Origin of the sequence: Microbacterium sp. LMX7-1.2 (genome assembly GCF_040675935.1) — a bacterium.
Taxonomy (GTDB): Bacteria; Actinomycetota; Actinomycetes; order Actinomycetales; family Microbacteriaceae; genus Microbacterium.
Window position 1 is genome coordinate 2,182,988 of sequence record NZ_JBEGIL010000001.1, and the last position, 17,817, is coordinate 2,200,804.

The 17,817-nt window shown below is 69.2% G+C and carries 18 protein-coding genes; 4 read left to right on the top strand and 14 right to left on the bottom strand.

Translation table 11 applies throughout. From position 1 onward, the window contains the following. Positions 1-38: 38 nt before the first annotated feature. On the bottom strand, positions 39-848 hold the full coding sequence (locus tag MRBLMX7_RS10625) for an alpha/beta fold hydrolase (protein WP_414685092.1): 810 nt from the start codon (positions 846-848) through the stop codon (positions 39-41). Positions 849-1,054: 206 nt separating this feature from the next. Here MRBLMX7_RS10625 and MRBLMX7_RS10630 point away from each other — a divergent pair, with 206 nt between their 5' ends. Both MRBLMX7_RS10630 and MRBLMX7_RS10635 read left to right on the top strand, forming a co-directional pair. Further along, positions 1,055-1,852 carry a hypothetical protein gene (locus MRBLMX7_RS10630; protein WP_363368319.1) on the top strand — a complete coding sequence of 266 codons (798 nt, stop codon included), beginning with the start codon at positions 1,055-1,057 and terminating at the stop codon, positions 1,850-1,852. A gap of 9 nt (positions 1,853-1,861) precedes the next feature. Then, positions 1,862-2,137, top strand: a complete 276-nt coding sequence (locus MRBLMX7_RS10635; RefSeq protein ID WP_363368321.1) for a hypothetical protein — start codon at positions 1,862-1,864, stop codon at positions 2,135-2,137. Between the two features lie 64 nt (positions 2,138-2,201). Here MRBLMX7_RS10635 and MRBLMX7_RS10640 read toward each other — a convergent pair whose 3' ends face one another. Together MRBLMX7_RS10640 and MRBLMX7_RS10645 are read right to left on the bottom strand one after the other, a co-directional pair. Further along, positions 2,202-3,653 carry a catalase gene (locus MRBLMX7_RS10640; protein WP_363368323.1) on the bottom strand — a complete coding sequence of 484 codons (1,452 nt, stop codon included), beginning with the start codon at positions 3,651-3,653 and terminating at the stop codon, positions 2,202-2,204. 68 nt (positions 3,654-3,721) lie between these two features. Further along, positions 3,722-4,141 carry a Fur family transcriptional regulator gene (locus MRBLMX7_RS10645; protein WP_363368325.1) on the bottom strand — a complete coding sequence of 140 codons (420 nt, stop codon included), beginning with the start codon at positions 4,139-4,141 and terminating at the stop codon, positions 3,722-3,724. A 115-nt stretch (positions 4,142-4,256) separates the two neighbouring features. Here MRBLMX7_RS10645 and MRBLMX7_RS10650 point away from each other — a divergent pair, with 115 nt between their 5' ends. Further along, positions 4,257-4,793 carry a hypothetical protein gene (locus MRBLMX7_RS10650; RefSeq protein ID WP_363368327.1) on the top strand — a complete coding sequence of 179 codons (537 nt, stop codon included), beginning with the start codon at positions 4,257-4,259 and terminating at the stop codon, positions 4,791-4,793. A 30-nt stretch (positions 4,794-4,823) separates the two neighbouring features. Here the strand turns inward: MRBLMX7_RS10650 and MRBLMX7_RS10655 are convergent, their stop codons facing one another. Then, a complete protein-coding gene (locus MRBLMX7_RS10655; RefSeq protein ID WP_363368329.1) occupies positions 4,824-5,414 on the bottom strand; it encodes a TetR/AcrR family transcriptional regulator in 591 nt (196 codons plus the stop codon). A 68-nt stretch (positions 5,415-5,482) separates the two neighbouring features. Here MRBLMX7_RS10655 and MRBLMX7_RS10660 point away from each other — a divergent pair, with 68 nt between their 5' ends. Further along, a complete protein-coding gene (locus MRBLMX7_RS10660; protein WP_363368330.1) occupies positions 5,483-6,094 on the top strand; it encodes a hypothetical protein in 612 nt (203 codons plus the stop codon). On the opposite strand, the gene MRBLMX7_RS10665 is transcribed toward MRBLMX7_RS10660, so the two are convergent. The 10 genes from MRBLMX7_RS10665 to cycA all read right to left on the bottom strand — a co-directional run bounded on the left by MRBLMX7_RS10665 (position 6,091) and on the right by cycA (position 17,750). Continuing rightward, the gene (locus MRBLMX7_RS10665; RefSeq protein WP_363368332.1) at positions 6,091-7,056 is read right to left on the bottom strand and encodes a squalene cyclase; all 966 of its coding nucleotides are present in this window, start codon (positions 7,054-7,056) and stop codon (positions 6,091-6,093) included. The genes MRBLMX7_RS10660 and MRBLMX7_RS10665 overlap by 4 nt on opposite strands. A 48-nt stretch (positions 7,057-7,104) precedes the next feature. Then, the gene (locus tag MRBLMX7_RS10670; RefSeq protein ID WP_363368334.1) at positions 7,105-7,761 is read right to left on the bottom strand and encodes a histidine phosphatase family protein; all 657 of its coding nucleotides are present in this window, start codon (positions 7,759-7,761) and stop codon (positions 7,105-7,107) included. 100 nt (positions 7,762-7,861) lie between these two features. After that, positions 7,862-9,916, bottom strand: a complete 2,055-nt coding sequence (locus MRBLMX7_RS10675; protein WP_363368336.1) for a hypothetical protein — start codon at positions 9,914-9,916, stop codon at positions 7,862-7,864. Continuing rightward, positions 9,913-10,890, bottom strand: coding sequence for a glycoside hydrolase family 130 protein (locus tag MRBLMX7_RS10680; RefSeq protein WP_363368338.1), 978 nt, complete (start codon positions 10,888-10,890; stop codon positions 9,913-9,915). Before MRBLMX7_RS10680 ends, MRBLMX7_RS10675 begins: the two co-directional genes overlap by 4 nt. 50 nt (positions 10,891-10,940) lie before the next feature. After that, positions 10,941-11,783 (bottom strand): carbohydrate ABC transporter permease, encoded by an 843-nt coding sequence (locus MRBLMX7_RS10685; protein ID WP_363368340.1) that lies wholly within the window; start codon positions 11,781-11,783, stop codon positions 10,941-10,943. Further along, on the bottom strand, positions 11,780-12,742 hold the full coding sequence (locus MRBLMX7_RS10690) for a carbohydrate ABC transporter permease (protein WP_414685093.1): 963 nt from the start codon (positions 12,740-12,742) through the stop codon (positions 11,780-11,782). Before MRBLMX7_RS10690 ends, MRBLMX7_RS10685 begins: the two co-directional genes overlap by 4 nt. 19 nt (positions 12,743-12,761) lie before the next feature. Next, entirely contained in the window at positions 12,762-14,027 is a 1,266-nt protein-coding gene (locus MRBLMX7_RS10695; protein WP_363368342.1) for an extracellular solute-binding protein, read from the bottom strand. Positions 14,028-14,083: 56 nt separating this feature from the next. After that, positions 14,084-15,076 carry a LacI family DNA-binding transcriptional regulator gene (locus tag MRBLMX7_RS10700; protein WP_363368344.1) on the bottom strand — a complete coding sequence of 331 codons (993 nt, stop codon included), beginning with the start codon at positions 15,074-15,076 and terminating at the stop codon, positions 14,084-14,086. Between the two features lie 129 nt (positions 15,077-15,205). Then, on the bottom strand, positions 15,206-16,135 hold the full coding sequence (locus tag MRBLMX7_RS10705) for a J domain-containing protein (protein WP_363368346.1): 930 nt from the start codon (positions 16,133-16,135) through the stop codon (positions 15,206-15,208). 163 nt (positions 16,136-16,298) lie between these two features. Further along, complete coding sequence (cycA, locus tag MRBLMX7_RS10710) at positions 16,299-17,750, bottom strand: D-serine/D-alanine/glycine transporter (protein WP_363368348.1); 1,452 nt, start codon at positions 17,748-17,750, stop codon at positions 16,299-16,301. Positions 17,751-17,817 lie beyond the last annotated feature (67 nt).

Sequence of the window (17,817 nt, forward strand, 5' to 3'; positions counted from 1 at the left end):
ACAAGCCCCCGTCCTCCGAGGCGGGGGCTTCTTCGTGCCTACTTCTCGGCGAGGAACGCCAGCGCCGCCTCCTTGAACGCGCGGGAACCGGGGGCGTTGAAATGGTTGCGGTCGGGGATCTCGAAGAAGCGCCCCTGCGGTGCGGCCTCGGCCAGTGCGCGCGAGCCCTCGATGATCGCGTCCTTCGACCCGGTCGCGAACAGGATCGGGGCCTCGGGGGCGTTCGACGGATCGGGATCGATCATCCGCGACGACCGCAGCCCCTCCGCGAGGGCCACGAGCGCGCGCAAGTCGTTGCCCGGCACGCGCTCGGTCAGCGTGATGTAGTTCTGGGTCGTCGGATCGGCGACAGGTGTGCCGTCCTCGAGATACCCGCGCACCTGGTCGAGATCGAGGCGGGCGAGGGGGATGCCGTCGGGCACGCCGCCCAGCACCGCCCGACCGATCCGCTGCGGAAGATCGCGCACGACCTCCCAGCCCACGCGGGCGCCGAGCGAATAGCCGAGATAGAACGCGTCGTCGACGAGGTAGGCGTCCATGACGGTCTCGACGTCGGTCGCGAGGGTGCGGATGCCGTACTGATCGGCCTGATGCGGCTTCTCGCTCAGCCCGTGGCCGCGCTGGTCGAGGGCGAGCACACGATAGCCGGCCTGGGTCAGCTGCCGCACCCAGCCTGTGAGCACCCAGGTGTCGCGGGCGCTCGACGCGAAGCCGTGCACGACGACCACGACGGGATCGTCGAGCTCGCCCCACGTGTAGGTCGCGAGGCGGGTGCCGTCGGCGGCGTACACCTGCTGCGGTTCGGGCATCTGGGTCAGATCGGAGAGAGGCACGGCCACGGCATCCATTCTCCTCGATGCTCGCAGGCTCAAGGTCCCGCCGTGAGACCGTCCGCGAGGTGCGGATTCGGACCCGTGGGGCCCCATCTGGTCTGTATCGGCATATCGCATGCGAGCGAATCCTTTCCCTTTACCGTGGGCGCTACTGACCGACAGGAGATTCGATGAAACCCAGGCGCTTCTCGCAATCAGCCCTCCCGATCACAATGCTCGTCTTGGCGATGGTCGTCCCCCCGTCCGCCCAGCCCGCGTCGACCCTGAAGAGCGACCAAAGGAGCGTCGCCGGGGCGAACTCGACGGCGGACGCCGCAGCCGCCGCACTGGAAAACGTCGAAGCCATTGAGCCTCGCCTGATTCTCTCGACGATCAACGAGGCAGCTGACAAGCCCGTGGTCGGCGTGCAGGTGGACACGGGGGCGGGCGCGGTTGAACTACCGATCGATCCGGGTGACGCCCTGCATCTCACCGGTTGGTCGGATGAGACGCTCTCGATTCACCTTCCGTATGCGCGGCACGCCGAGGAGGCTGTGCAACTGGACGAAGGAGCCATCGTCTACACCGGGGCACAAAGCTCGAACGCGGCGGTCATCAGCACCGCAGGCTTACAGCTCCTCACGATCGTCAATGGCGCAAACTCTCCGACACGCTGCTCCTACGAACTGTCGCTCGAGCCAGGACAGGTTCTGGAGCTCGTGGATGGAGGCGCTCAGGTCATCGATCCGGACGGCTCCACGGCGTTCGTCGTATCGCAGGCTTGGGCGAGAGATGCCAATGGTGCGCACGTTCCTACGTCGTACGACGTATCGGAGAACGTACTGACCCAGGTCGTCACCCATATCGGATCTGACGTCGCATATCCGGTCGTCGCGGACCCGATCTTCATCGCGCCTTGGGTATTCCGATGCCTGCTCGGGCTCGGTCTCAACGGGCCTCAGATCGTCGCCGCCTTCGCGAGCGGAACGATCTGGGGTGGTCTCGGGCGTGCGGCGCTCGCGTGCGCGCTCGGAAAGTAGTCGGTGAGGATGAGCAGGCTTCATGACGAAGACAGACTGGCCGCAGTGGAAGCGCGGATCGCCGAGCATCCGCTGTCGTCCGGGCCCGTCCGCGAGGCGTTCGCGATCATCGAGCACCTGGGGAAGGACAACCAGGTCGCGTTCGCGCAGGAGCTGCGCGAACGCGACCTCCCAGGGCTCGATGATCTGGGGAGGTTGCAGCTGCGGACGACCTTCAGCTGGTGGAGACTGCATCGCGGTCGTCGAAAGCTTCTGAAGCGGCTGGGACGATCCGACGACGAGTAGCCCCAACGACAGACGAAAGCACCCGCCCCGGATATCGAGGCGGGTGCTTCTCGTGAGGATGCGGTCAGAAGCGCGCGCGGAGCGCCTCGCCGAGCTCGGCATCCACGTTCGTCCAGTACTGGAAGAACCGCTCGCGGATCGCGTCGACCGTGAGGCCCTGGCCCTGACCGGTCAGGGTGTCGAGGAACCGGGCGCGCTGCTCGTCGTCGAAGACCGTGCGGTAGAGGGTACCCGCCTGACCGAAGTCGTCGTCATCGGCACGCAGCGTGGCGGCGGCGCGGATCAGCTCGCCATCCGACTCCCAGCTCGCCTCGACGCCCGCCAGCGGGTCGGCCTCGGGACCACCGGCCGCACCGTACGAGTTCGGCGTGTATACGCGGTGCTCGGCCGGGTTGAAGTGGTACTGCATGTTGCCTTCGTGCATGTAGTTGCGCACCTCGGCCGCATGCGGCTGGTTCACGGGCAGCTGGTTGTAGTTCGTGCCCACGCGGTGGCGCTGCGCGTCGGGGTACGCGAAGACGCGCGCCATGAGCATCTTGTCGGGCGAGATGCCGGTGCCGGGCACCTGGTTGCCGGGCGAGAACGCCGCTTGCTCGATCTCGGCGAAGAAGTTCTGCGGGTTGCGGTTCAGCGTGAACGTGCCGACCTTGATGCGCGGGTAGTCCTTCTTCGACCACGTCTTGGTGAGGTCGAAGGGGTTGAAGCGGTACGTCTTGCCCTCCTCGTACGGCATGATCTGCACGAACACGTCCCAGGACGGGAACTCCTCGCGCGCGATCGCGTCGAACAGGTCGCGACGGTAGTGGTCGGCATCCGATCCTGCGAGCTTCTCGGCCTCGTCGGCGTGCATCGCCTCGACGCCCTGCTTCGACAGGAAGTGGTACTGCACCCAGAAGCGCTCGCCTGCGGCGTTGACCCACTGGTACGTGTGCGAGCCGTAGCCGTTCATGTGCCGCCAGCTGCGGGGCAGGCCGCGGTCGCCCATGAGGTAGGTGACCTGGTGCGCGGACTCGGGGGAGAGGGTCCAGAAGTCCCACTGCATGTCGGCGTCACGCAGTGCCGAGTCGCCCAGACGCTTCTGCGAGTGGATGAAATCGGGGAACTTCATCGCATCGCGGATGAAGAACGTCGGGGTGTTGTTGCCGACGATGTCGAGGTTGCCGTCGGTCGTGTAGAAACGCAGCGAGAAGCCGCGCACGTCACGCCACGTGTCGGGGGAGCCCTGCTCGCCGGCGACGGACGAGAAGCGCAGCAGTGTCTCGCTCGTGGCGCCCGGCTGGAACACCGCGGCGCGCGTGTACGCCGATACGTCCTCCGTGACGGTGAAGGTTCCGAACGCGCCGCCGCCCTTCGCGTGCGGGTTGCGCTCCGGCACGCGCTCGCGGTTGAACGAGGCGAGCTTCTCGACGAGGTAGCGGTCGTGCAGGACGGTGGGGCCGTCGGCTCCGACCGTGAGGGAGTGCGCGTCGCTCGGCGCCGGGGTTCCGGTCTGCGTCGTGGTCGATGGTTTCGTCATGTTCTTCTCCTTCTGCGCGCGGGCGCGACGAACACCCCCGGGGTTCCGGGTGCGGTCGGCGGACACGCCTACGCGGCGTTCTGGCAACTGGGGCAGACGCCCCAGAAGGTGACTTCGGCTGTCTGGACGGTGAATCCCCCGGCCGAAGACGGGGTGAGGCACGGCGCTTCGCCGACAACGCAGTCCACATCGCCGATCGCACCGCACTGGGTGCAGACCACGTGGTGGTGGTTGTCGCCGGTTCGCCGCTCGTAGAGCGCCGCGGAACCTGCCGGTTCGATCCGGCGGAGCAGGCCCGCCGTCGTCAGGTCCGCGAGGATGTTGTGCACCGACTGGATCGACGTGGTCGGCAGCACTTCGGAGACCGCGCGGAACACGCGCTCCGCATCCGTATGGGCCATGGACGCCATCGCCTCGAGAACGGCGACGCGGCCCGCGGTCGCCTTGAGCCCGGCGCCGCGAAGCGCCGACTCGAGTGTGGTGTCCATGTCTCCGACCCTACCTCTTATTTTGAGTGATTCAAAAGACCGGCGTGTCGTATGCCAGGATGCTGGACGTGTGCCGGGGGTTGCGCTCTCTCGGGGCGTCCGTAGCGTGGAGGGCATGGACGGCAGACGAGTGGCGACGGTCGGACTGATCCTCGCGGCAGGTCTGGCGGTGAGCGGATGCACGGCGACGACGGATGCCGGACGCGACGCGACCCCGTCGGCATCCGCCAGGCCCACGCCCGCACCCACGCCCACGCCCGACGCGGCGGAGGTCGCTGCGGCCGAGGCGAAGCTCCCCATCCCCGTGGATGAGATCCCGAAATGGGCCGAGACCGCCGTTCCCGGGTCGGGCACCGAGGGATACGTCGGCTCGCTCTCGGGGTGGCTGAGCGACGCATCCTCCGCGAACTACGTGTCGCAGTTCCAGTCACTCGAGCCGGGAACCTATCAGGCGCAGATCGCGTGCCGGGGCGATGGCACGATCTCGGCATCCGGAGGCGACCTGGATGCCGGGCTCGCAGCGCAGCCGACGCAGTGCTCGAACGCGACCATCGCGTTCGACATGATGACGACGGAGACGGGGCTGGAGGTCGTCCTCGATCTGCAGGGCGACCCGACGATCTATGCGGTGTCGCTGCGACGGGTCGGCTGATCTCGGGTCGCCCGCGCGGCGTACCCGCCGTCAGGCCGGGAGCCCGAGACGGCGCAGGTGCGTACGAATCACCGAGGTCTGCTGCGTCGGGCTGAGTTCGCCACGTGACCCGTGCAGCGCGACCCCGTCGATCACCGCCTGGAGGTACCGGGCTTCGTCGTCGACCACGATCTCGCCACGGAGGGCGCCAGCGTCCATCAATCGCCGCAGCAGCAGGCGACACAGTCCCGCGATGTCGTCGTGCGCGGAGTCGGCGAGGGCGGCGAGCTGAGCGTGGCGGGGCGCCTCTGCGGTCAGGGCGAGATGCACGCGGATCTCCACGGTCCGCTCGTCGTCGAGGGGTAGCAGCTCGTTGATGGCCTCGACGGTCGATAGGACGGGGTCGGCGCCGTCGAGATGCGGAGTGATGCGCGCGGCGGCCCGCTCGTGAACGAGGCGCATCGCGAACTCGAGCAGATCCGCCTTGGTGGGGAAGACGTGCCGTACCGAGCCGACCACGAGGCCGGACTCCACCGCCACGGTGCGGAGTGAGACGGCGCTGACTCCGTCTGCGAGCACGATCCGCCAGACCGCGGCGGCGATCCGCTTCTCGCGCTCGCGGTGGTCGATGAGACGGGGCATGCTCCCAATTTAGCCCAACTGTGCTACCTTAGCGGCTTGTTAGCCCGACCGTGCTACCAAGGAGGATCATGACGCCCGTACAGTTCCTGCACGCCCATCCCATCGCCGCGGTGATCGTGCTCTGCGAGATCGGCCTGTGGGTGCTGCTCGGCGCGGGGTTGCTGCTGCGCTACCCGGCCAGACGGAAGCGCCTGGGCGGATTCGTGCTCGTGCTGATCCCGTTGCTCGATGTCGTGCTGGTGGTGGCCACGGCGGTCGACCTGCTGAACGGCTCACCCGTCGACCTCACACACGGGCTCGCCGGAATCTACCTCGGATTCTCGGTGGCGTTCGGTCCCGCGATCGTGCGCTGGGCCGATGCTCGCTTCGCGCACCGGTTCGCCGGCGCGCCCGCCCCGATCAAGCCCTCGGGTCGCGCAGCCAAGCAGGCGGCGCTCTGGAAGGAGTGGTATCGCGTCGTCACCGCCGCCGTGATCGCTTCGGGCGCCTACCTGCTGCTGATGGTGATGGCGGAGGATGCCGGCGCCGCCGAGTCCCTATGGTGGTGGATCGGGCGCGCATGGGTCGTGGTCGGGCTCTGGTTGCTGTTCGGACCGGTGTGGGGTGCCGGCGGTGGATCGAAAGAGGAGGCGAAGGCGCCCGGCCCGTTCGCCGATGGCCCCGCCACGGACGCCCGCTAGCTGCGATCCACCCAGTCGAGCACGCGCGTGCCGATCAGGGTGAGCCACCGCGACGGCTCGCCCTCGGGTGCGTCGACGTCGAACCAGGTGCGCCCTGCGAGAGGAGCACCCTGCAGCCACGTCCCGTCCGGCTGCCTCGCGGCGCGCACCAGTTCGACGGCATCCGCGATCCGCTCGTCGGGCGCCGTGCCGTCGACCGCCGCCGCCTCGCGGAGATGGTCGAGAGCGGTCAGCGCGCTGTACTGGTGGCGCGCGGGATAGACGAAGTGCTCGACGAAGCCGCCGACCCGCTCACCCGTCGATTCGCGGTACAGCAGGCGTCGTCGTAGCAGGTACTCCTCGCCCGCATGCCGCGCCTCGCGCAACGACGTATCGCCTGTTGAGACCTCGTACGACAGCATCCCGCGCAGCGCGTTGAGCGTCGAGTGGAACGACGAGCGCACCGAGTCGCCCTCCTCCGCCTCGCAGTTCCATCCGCCGTCGGCGAGCCGGTGCTCAGGGAACCACGCGACCAACCGTGAGACGTCTGCCCCGAGCCAGGCGCCGTTCGCGAGCGTGAACGCGTTGATGCACACGTCGACCTCGCCGCCCCAGAACGGCATGTCGTCGTACTCCCACCGGCAGTTCCGGTCGAGGCGCTCCGCCGTGTCGCCCAGGGCCGCGGCGTCGACTCCCCACTCGCGCAGCTGATTGAGCGACCACGAGGTCGCCGTCCACGGCTGCGTCGCCCCCTGCGCCTCGGCGGTGTCGAAGAACCCCGCCGGAAAGTGCGCGCCTCCCGCCCACTGTCCGTCCGGATCCTGTGCCGCGAGCAGCGCCGCACCGAACCCCTCGGTCGCGACCCGTGCGCGGGTCGCCTGCCACACGGGATCCGGGGCATCGAGCAGGTCGCGCTCGACCTGCCAGCGCACAGCCGGGTCGCCGTCGAGCAGCCAGTCCGTCGTCTCCGTCGACATCGTCATGACGGGCACGCTACTCCGGGGAGGCGACACGCGCACCGGGTTCGCGTGTCAGGACTCCGACGGCGCCAGCGGCAGTTCGAGACCGTAGTTCCACGACAGGATCGCCGGCTGCTCGCGGTAGAAGCTCAGCACCGAGACCGACCCGGCGTCGAGCGAGATCTGCGCGCCGAAGCGCGGTGCGAGCCGCAGATAGACGGCCGTGAGGATGCGGAGGAAGTGGCCGTGCGCGACCAGAGCCACGTCTCCGTCGACGAGCGCGGGTAGGACTCGGGTCAGCACGCGCGATGCGCGAGCCGCGACCTCCTCGACGGTCTCGCCGGGGGTGTCGCCGCGCACGACGCCGTGCGTGAACGCGCTCCAGTCGTAGCCCAGTTCGGCACGGATGTCCTTCGTCGTGCGACCCTCGTACCCGCCGTAGTCCCACTCGACGAGCAGCGGATCGACCTGGGCGTGCAGTCCCGCGAGCTCCGCCGTGCGCCGCGCGCGCTCGAGGGGTGAGGTGAGCACGAGCGAGAAGTCGTAGTCAGCGACGAGGCGCCCGGCACCGCGGGCGAGGTCCTCCCCGCGTGCGGTCAGCGGGATGTCTGTCAGGCCGGTGTGTCGCCCGGTCTTGGACCACTCGGTCTCGCCATGCCGCAGCAGCACGAGCTTGCCGGTCGGGTTGTCGGGGGCGGGGCGGTCGGGCAGCGGGTCGTTCGTCGGCACATGGCCAGGCTGTCACGATCTGCGGATGCTGTCACGAACGCCGGATGCATTCGCGGGAATCGTCCGCGAATCGTGCCGGCATCCGCGAATCGTGACAGCCTCAGCGGGTGACCGTGAACCCGCCGCCGCGCACCCGCACCTTACCGCCGCCGACGGCCTGACCGCGCTGCGAGCCGTCGGCCTCGTACGCCCGGCCGGATCCGGGGGCGAGCGCCGCGACGCGCTGGTCGCGACCGGTGCCCTCGGCGTACAGCACCGCCGGCCCCGAGGTCGTCGCATACACGGCCAAAGCGACCGCGGGCTGGATCACGAGCGCATCGAGCCGCACGTCACCTCGGCTCGTGCACCGCACGACCACCGCCTCCCCGGGCAGGTCGCCGCCGAGGCGCTGAGGCACCAGCATCCCGTCGGCCTCGGTGAGGCCCCGGTCGCCTGTGCCGCCCGCCTTCGTGGTCGTCTTCCACACCCGCTTCCGGCCGCGGAACACCTCCCACACGGCGTCGCCGACCTCGGCCGCCTGCCGCCAGATCAGAGCGTGCAGGATGCCGCCGGCCTCAGTCACATCGAACTCCACCGTCTCTCCGGAGGGGACCCGCACGAACGCGCCGCCCGAGAGGTTGCCCTCTCCCGTCCACGCGCCCTCGGCAGGGCGCTCGATCACGCATCCCGCCGACAGTCGCGCGCTCTCCGCCTCGAGCACACGCAGCCCCGAGAACGAGCTCAGCCCGGTGATCGACGTCGCGAGGGCCGCGACGTCGCGGTTCGCATCGAGCAGCAGCATCGTGAGCAGTCCGTGGATCGTCGACTCGGCGCCCGAGTTGCGGTTGATGCGCCCGTCGGTCTCGACCCCGTCGAACGTCACGCCGGTCGTGGGGTCGTACACCGGGAGGCCCGCGGTGTTCGCACCGAAGAACCAGCCGGCGGAGAGTCCCGCGATCAGTCGCAGTCCCTCGCCGCCCACGGCCGCCGCCGCAAGAGCCCCCGCGACGCGTCCGTGCGCGCCGTAGGCGATCTGCGCCTCCGCGGGCAGCGGCGCCCAGGCGTTGTGCGGTCCGCCCGAGGCCAGCACCTGCGGCGTGAAGGTGCCGGCATCCCCCACGGACGCCCGCGACCAGTCGCGTCGTCGCAGCAGTGCCCCCGCGCGCCCCAGCGCCTCCGGCGCTGCCGCACCCCACGCATGCCAGAACCCCAGCGAGCCGGTCCACGGCAGCACCGCGCCGAACGGCCACCCACCGCGCGGGTCGGTCGCCATGGCGGCCACCGCCTCGCCGTACGTCGCAAGCGCGTCGCGACTGCGGGCATCGCCGATCTCTGCCGCCGCCGCGAGCCCGAGCATGGCCTCGGCTGTCGCATCCGCACCACCCGCGATGAGCCAGGCTGGGAGTCGGCGCCCGTCGCTCTGCACCCACTGTCCTGCGCGCCCGAGCGACTCTCGCCCCAGCGCGTCGAGGCACAGGTGCAGTCGTTCGAGCAGGAACGCCGCGAACGCGGCATCCTCGCCGGCGAACGCCGCGTAGCCCTCGCCAAATGCCCACACCGTGCGTGCGAGCCAGTACGACTCGGCCGAGTCCGAGGGGTCGGGCAGCTCGATCGGGATCGCGCTCGGGTTGAGCACGCCGTCCTCCTGCTGCCAGAGCACCACGCGCCCGGCATCCGGTCCGCTCACGGTCTGCAGGAACGCGAGCGAGCGCAGCACGTCGCGCGCCTCGTCGCGGCTCTGCGTGTCACCCGAGGCCTTCCAGTCGCGAAGGAACACGACGGCCGCCCGGGCGATGTCGTCGGCGTTGTACGCGCCCTGGGTCCAGTGGCCCGTCACGGCGTCGCGCGTGCCGCCGCCGACCGGACGGTACCCGCCCGCACCGTCGGTGTCGGCGTAGGTCCACGGCGCGCGCACGCGCGGATCCGCGTCGATCGCATACGTCGTGTGCGTCGCGCTCGCCGCGACCGGCACCTCGGCGAGCAGGAACCGCAGGTGCGCGAGGTTCGTGAGCCGGCGGCCGCGCGCCGTCTCGGAGGACACCGATCCGGGCAGAGAGAAGGGCAGAGCGGATGCCGAGGGCGCCGCCGCCGCGGCATCCGTCGGCCGGACCGGCAGCAGAGCGAGCGCCGAGCTCGCCGCCGCGGCCGTCAGGAACGCCCGCCGCGAGATGCTCATGACTCCACCCTCAAGGCGCGTCCCCACGGCTCGGCGGGATCGTGGATCGCGACCGCGAGCGTCGTGTCCGACTGCCCGTAGTACGCGAACCACTTGCCGTGGAACTTCACGAGCCCCTCGACGAACGTCACATTCGACACGAGCCCGTGGAGGTCCTCGAAGGACTGCGGGCGCAGCCACGGCTCCTGCATCCGAGCGATGACCTTTGTCGGCTCGTCGGGGTCGATCGCGATCTGCCCGCAGCGGTAGTCGACGTCGACCGTGCCGTCGTCGTGCACCGTGCGCGTCGCGCCGTTCGTGAGCATCACCAGGAGTCCGTTGTCGGTCACGACCGGCGAGGTGCCGATCTCGACGAGCGCTTCGTCCCACGTTCCCGCCGTCGGGGTGTACATCGGCTCGGTGTCGGGAGTACCGGGAGTCCAGTGGATCAGGTCGTCGCTGGTCGCCCAGTAGATGCCGCCTTCGCCGAAGTACATCCACCACTTCCCGTGCATCTTCTGCGGCACGATGACCCCGGCCTTCGACCAGTTGAACCCGCGCGGGTCCATGGTCTTGAACGTGTCGAAGTCGTCGAACAGCGGGCCGTGCTTGGTCCAGGTGCGCAGGTCCGTCGAGGTCGCGAGGCACAGCTGGGCGCTGCGCCGATCCCAGCCCGTGTAGGTCAGGTAGTAGGTGCCGTGGATCAGCGCGATGCGCGGATCCTCGCAGCCGTAGGTCTCGTAGTCCTCGGACGGCGACAGGATCGGCGCGTCCTCGCGCTCGAAGTTCACGCCGTCACGCGACCTGGCGAGGCCGATGTGCGACACGATGTCGTCGGCGTGCGCGCGATAGAGCAGCAGCACTTCGTCGCCGTCGACGAGCGCGGCCGGGTTGTACAGGTTGGCCGACTCCCAGCTGTCGCCGCGCGGGCGCAGGATGGGGTTGCCCTCGTACGGGGTGAACGGACCGAGCGGGAAGGAAGCTCCGGAGAACATGGATGCCCTTTCTGGCGGGGGTCGGGGTCGGGGTCGGGGTCGACCGGACGTCAGCCCTTGACGGCCGCACCCAGGTCGGTGGCGCGGAAGAACCGCTGGAACACGATGAACAGGATCACGACGGGGAACGCGAGAGCCGTGGCACCGGCGAGGATCGCCCCGTTCGGGTTGGCCGTCGACTGCGCGACGTTGGAGATGTAGTTGGCGAGGGAGACCGCGAGGGGCTGCAGCGCGGCATCCTTCGTGATGAGGAACGGCCAGAGGAACTCGTTCCACGGGCCGATGAACGTCACGAGCACGACCGTGACGAGCGCGGGGCGGATGAGCGGGATCGCGACCGAGGTGAGTAGACGGATCTCCCCGGCGCCGTCGATGCGCGCGGCCTCGAAGATCTCCGCGGGCAGCGCCTTGAAGAACTGCACGAAGATGAACACCGCCGTCGTGTTGATGAGGAACGGCAGGATCATGCCGAGATACGAGTCGCCGAGCCCGTAATTGCGCGTGATCTGCACGTACAGCGGGATCATGAGCAGCTGGAACGGCACCATCTGCACGAGCAGCATCAGCACCCACACGACGCCGCGACCGCGGAAGTCGAGCCGCGCGATCGCATAGCCCGCCAGCAGCCCGAACACCACGGTGCCGAGCAGCACTCCCGCCGTGAAGATCAGCGAGTTCAGCAGCGACCCCATCAGGTCGATGCGCGAGTCGATCGCGAGGAAGTTGTCGAACGTCCAGCCGGACGTCGGGAACAGCTCGTCCGGGGAGTTCGTCGGACTCTCCTGGAACGCGCCCACGAGCATGAAGTAGAACGGGAACGCGAACCCGATCGCCGCGAGCGTCAGCAGGATGATGCTGAGGATGCGGGGAAGTGAACGTCGGCGGGTCATCATCGCTCCCTCGTCGCGCGGTTGGCCATGAGCGACAGCATCCCGACGAGCACCACGAGGATCATGCCGATCGCTGCCGCCGTGTCGGGGTTCTGCTGCTGGATGCCCAGCTGGTAGATGAGCAGCACGGGCGTGGTGGAAGCGCCGTCGGGGCCGCCGCCGTTGGTGAGCAGGTACGGCTCGGTGAAGAGGTTCGCGCCCGTGATGATCGACAGGATGAGCACGAGGGTGGTGGCGCTGCGCACTCCGGGGACGGTGACGTTCCAGAAGCGGGAGAGTGCTCCGGCTCCGTCGGTCTCGGCCGACTCGTACAGCTCCTTCGGCACGTTCTGCAGCGCCGCGAGATACAGCAGGATGTAGAAGCCGAGCTGCTTCCAGGTGACGTACAGCGCGATCATCGGCATCGCGAGCCCGCTGTTCACGAGCCACGAGGGATCGGGCGCGAGCGGCCCGAGGATCGTGTTGATCAGGCCGTTGCCCGAGAACAGCAGCATCCATACGCCCACGAGCGACACGCTCGCCGTGAGATACGGAACGTAGAACGCCACGCGATACGCCGACGCCCAGCGGATGCCGGTGTTCAGCGCCGCCGCGAGCACGAGCGAGAGCACGGCCGTGAGCGGCACGTTGATGACCAGGAAGATCAGCGTGTTGCGGAACGCCCCGAGCACCCGCGGGTCGGTGAGCACCGTCACGAAGTTGTCGAACCCGACGAAGGGCCGCTCGACCTCCGCGCCCGGCGCGGTGAAGAAGTAGTCGTGGAAGGCGATGTAGATCGCGAAGCCGAGCGGGTACGCGAAGATCGCGATCACGAACACGAGGTACGGCAGTGCGAACAGGCCGCCGATCGGCTGCCCTCCCAGCATCCGGGTGCGCAGCGATCTCGAGGATCGGGTCGGCGGCGTGGCCGGGGCGTTCGCCGCCCCGGCCACGTCCGTGACCGCGTCGTCGCGGAGAGTCATGACCCCGTCGTCGCTCTCGTCACTCGGCGACGAGATCGTCGATCTTCGCGGCGGCGTTCTTCAGGAAGTCGGCCGTCGACTCCTTGCCGAAGATCACCGACGAGGAGTACTCGTCGCGGAAGGCCTGCCACGCCTCCACCGAGTTCGCGATGCTGGGCACGTCGGCCGTGGCCTCGGCCTGCTCCGCGAAGGCGACGTAGTCGGGGTTCGCCGAGAAGTAGTCGGCGTAGGTGTCGGCGAGCCCGGTGCGCATCGGCATCTGGCCCGTCGCCTCGAGCAGCTGCCCGTCGCTGTCCTGGCTCGTCGAGAACTGCAGGAACTCCCAGGCGGTGCCCTGGTTCTCGCAGGCCGTGAACATCGACACGCTCTTCGAGTCGGCGAACGTCGTGGGGTTCTCGCGGCCGTCGCTGGTCGGCACCGGCATGAAGCCCACATCGACCGTGTCGGCGTAGGACGGGATCGCCCACGGGCCGGCGAGCTGCATCGCGGTGGTGCCGGCCGACATGGCGTCATCCGTCGAGGCCTCGTTCGGCGACAGCTTCTCCTGATAGAACGTCGCCCAGAAGTCGGCGACCGCGGCCCCGGCATCCGAGTCGAAGGTGGCCTTGCCGTCCTCCACGAGCATCGTGCCGTCGGTCTCGGCGAGGTACAGCGGGTAGAAGTCGAACCACGGCTGATAGAACTCGCTCGTCGGTGCGGGCCAGATCGCGCTCTGCACGCCGGAGGCGACGATCTTCTTCGAGCCCTCGATGAACGCGTCGTAGGTGTTCATCTGCGGGTTCTCGGGATCGATGCCGGCCGCCTGGAACAGGGCCTTGTTGTACATGACCATGACGGGGTTCGACTTCCACGGAACCTGGTAGAAGTCGCCGTCCGTCGCGTAGGCGTCGACGTCGCCGCCGCGCTCGGTGATGTAGTCGGCACCGCCGTCGAGGTCGCTCAGGTTGACGAGACCGCCCTGCTTGACCCAGCCCGACACCGCGGCCGGGGCCACGTTGTAGACCAGGCACGGCGCGGTGCCGGCGGTGATCGCAGCGGTGATGGCCTCCTCCGACGAGGACCCGGCGGGGATCTCCTGCGCCGTGACCTTCTCGTCGGGGTGCTCGGCGTTCCACGCCTCGACCACGGCCTTGCCCCAGGCGAGCTCCTGCTCGTTGTTCGAGAGCCAGATGTCGATGGGGCCGGTGGCGTCGGCCGAACCGCCCCCGCCCCCGCCTCCCGCGGAGCATCCGGTGGCGACGAGGGCCACGGCCCCCAGCAGTGCTGCGGCTCGGATCTTCTTCATGGTGTCCTCCTTGACGTGATGAATGGCGCGGTTCGGGTGGTGCGGGGTGGTGCGGGTCAGCGTCCGGTGCTCTCCCGGAAGTGCACGGCGTTGCCGTCGACGATCTCGGTGCGCGGCTCGGCGCCGAGGATGTCGGCCTGCAGCAGGCGGGCGGCCGCGCGTCCGCGGGCGGCGGGGCTCGAGGAGACGCTCGTGAGCGCGGGGGAGAGGTGGGCGGAGAGGTGGTCGTCGTCGAAGCCCGAGATCGCGAGGTCGCGGGGGATGTCGAGTCCCTGCGAGCGGGCGTACGAGAGCCCGGCGATCGCCATGGTGTCGTTCGAGTAGAGGATCGCGGTCGGCCGCTGGGGCAGTGCGAGCAGTTCGGCGGTGCGGGCGCGGCCGCTGGATGCCGTGAAGTCCCCTTCGCGCAGCAGTTCGTCGTCGCCGATCGCGGCGATGTAGGCGTCGGCGCGGACGCGCGAGTGCACGTAGTCGAGGGGTCCCGAGACGTGGGCGATGCGCTCGTGACCGGCGGCACGCAGATGCTCGACGATCTGCGTGACCGGGGCCGCGTCGTCGGTGCGCACGCACGAGAACCGGGTCGGCCGTTCGTAGGCCCCGACGAGAACGGTCGGCACGTCGAGCTCCTCGAGCAGCGGCACTCGCCAGTCGTCGGTGCGCAGATCGAGCAGCAGCGCTCCGTCGGCGCGACCGTGGCTGAGGGTGCGGTAGGCCCGTTCCTCGGCGGTCCGGTCGGGCACGACCTGCAGCAGCAGCGCGGTCTCGGTCTCGGCGAGCACGGACTCGACGCCGGCGATGAACGCCGGGAAGAACGAGTCGTTCGCGATGACCTCGGGGTCGCGGGCGAGGACGACGGCGACCGCGTTGGCCCGCTGCGTGGCGAGGGCGCGCGCGCTCTGGCTGGGCACCCATTGCAGCCTCTCGGCGGCCGCGAGCACTTTGGCGCGGGTGTCGTCGGAGATCGGGCGCTTGCCGCTCATGGCGTGCGAGACGGTGGCCTTCGTGACGCCGGCCTCGCGGGCGACGTCGGCGATCGTCGTGCGGCTCATGCCACCTCCTCGTGGACTCTGCGGGGTGTCGCGTCGGTGTGAACCGGTTTGACGAGACGAGCGTAAACCGGTTTGACGCGCGTTGTCAACGGCATCCTGCATGCTCGGGGATCCCGGATGCGTGAGAGCTCAGACGAAGCGGACGGTCTGCTGCAGCCGCGTGCGGACGTCGAACAGCTCGTTGCCGCCGATCGCCCGCGCGCCGGGCACACCCTGCCGCAGCACCATCGACAGCGCGCTCCGCCGCACGACCACGACCGGCACGCCGCGACTGCTGCCGAGCGGCGTCACGGCCTGCGCCAGGTCGTCGTCGGGCAGCACCATGATCACGCCGCCGAACTTCACGCGTGCGGACTTCGCCACCGCGCGCACCCGCGACAGCGCCGCGGTGACCGGTGCCCTGGTACCGAGGCTCGGTCCGGTGATCTCGCCGCGACGGAAACCCACGACGCCGCCGAAGTCCTCCGACATCACGCCGTAGAGGCCGGAGGGGCTGAGGACCACGTGGTCGAGCTTGTCGTCGGCGTCCGCCGTGACGGCCACGTCGTGCCACACCGTGAACCCCATGCCGAGCGCGCTCACGGTGCGGGCGGTCGCCTCCTCGGCGAGGGCGTCGGCCAGCAGGCGTCGCACCTCGCGCGGCGCCGAGCGCACCAGTGCAGGGTCGTACGGATCGGGCACCTCGACGCCGAAGCCCGCCCATTCGCGGATCAGCGACAGGTACCGCTCGCGTCGCCATCCGCCGGGCTGACCGTACGACCGGGCACGCGGCCTGGTGTCGGTGCGGGGTGCGGCCTGCGGCCGCCATCCGCTCTGCGTCGAGTCCGTGGGGATGCCGGGGTGCACGCCCGACCGTCGGTCGTAGGCCTCACGCAGCTCGGGTGTGCCGACGAGTTCCCAGGCGCGCTGCACCTGGATGAACACCGCGGCGTCGCCGCCGGTGTCCGGATGCGTCTGGCGCAGGCGCAGCCGGTAGGCCTTGCGCAGCTCTACGTGGTCGATGTCGGGGTCGACGCCGAGGATCTCGTACGCCGAGGCCGAGAGCGGACTGTCGAACATCGCTCTCCTTCGCCCTCGCGGCGCCGGCGTGGCCGCGGCGTCCAGGATATCCGGCATCGCCTATGCGCCGGCCGCGCACGCCCGCCGCCACAACTCCGGAGAAACCGACGCCGGACGTCGAAGAACCGGCCGGATCCCCGTGAATCCGACCGGATGTCCGGAGTCATGACGCGGGGTCGTCGCTGCGCAGGTACGCGATGTGCGCGGCGTGCCGGGTCAGGTGGTTCTGCGACTTCCGCACGAACAGCCAGGACACGAGCAGCAGCCCGAACCAGATCGGCGTCACGGCCAGCGCCGTCAGCGTGTCGGGCTGCGTGGTCAGCGCCCACAGGATGAACACGAAGAACGCGAGCACCACGAACACCATGACCCGCCCGCCCGGCATCCGGAACGACGACGCCGCGACCTTCTCGGGGTGCCGGCGGCGGTAGACGAGGTAGCTGAACAGGAAGATCGTCCACACGAACATGAAGCACACCGCCGACACGGTCGTGACCATCGAGAACGCGGTGCCGATGTCCTCGCCCGCGTACAGCAACACGACGCCGGAGAGCAGCAGGATGCAGGAGAGGAACAGGGCGTTCTGCGGCACGCGTCGCCGCGAGAGGCGCCCGAAGACCCGGGGAGCATCGCCGTCCTGCGCGAGACCGAACACCATGCGCGATGTCGAGTAGATGCCCGAGTTCGCGCTCGACATGGCCGAGGTCAGCACCACGAGGTTCACGACGGTCGCGGCGATGCCGAGTCCGGCGAGCGCGAACATCGCGATGAAGGGGCTCTCGTTCGCGACGTACTCGGTCCACGGCGTGACGGCCATGAGGATCACGAGCGCGCCCACGTAGAACAGCAGGATGCGGATCGGGATGGCGTTGATCGCCTTGGGGAGGTTCTTCTCCGGATCCTTGGTCTCCGCCGCCGCGGTGCCGACGAGTTCGACGCCCACGAACGCGAACACGGCGATCTGGAACCCGGCGACGAAGCCGAGGAAGCCGTGCGGGAACATGCCGCCGTGCTCCCACAGGTTCGCGAAGCTCGCGGTGCCGGCCTCGTGCTGGAAGCCCGTGAAGATCATGACGAGCCCCGTGACGATGAGCGCCACGATCGCGACGATCTTGATGAGCGCGAACCAGAACTCCATCTCGCCGAACGCGGCGACGGTGGGGAGGTTGAGCGCGAGCAGGATCACGACCACGAGCACGCCGGGGATCCACAGCGGGATGCCGGGGAACAGCGCATCCGTGTACCCGGCGATCGCGATCACGTCGGCGACTCCTGTGACGACCCAGCAGAACCAGTAGGTCCATCCGGTGAAGAATCCGGCCCACGGGCCGAGCAGATCGCTCGCGAAGTCGCTGAACGACTTGTACTTGAGGTTCGACAGCAGCAGCTCGCCCATCGCCCGCATTACGAAGAACAGCATGAAGCCGATGATCATGTAGACGAAGATGACCGAGGGGCCCGCGACCGAGATGGTCTTGCCGCTGCCCATGAAGAGGCCGGTGCCGATCGCTCCGCCGATAGCGAGCAGCTGGATGTGCCGGTTGCTGAGGGCCCGTTTCAGGTGCTGCTCGTCGCCGACCCCGGTGTCGGATGCTGATGTCTTGGCGGTGCTCATCCCATAGACCGTAATCGCGATTCGCTCTCCCGCCATCCCGAATCGTTTCGATAGGCTTGTCGCACCC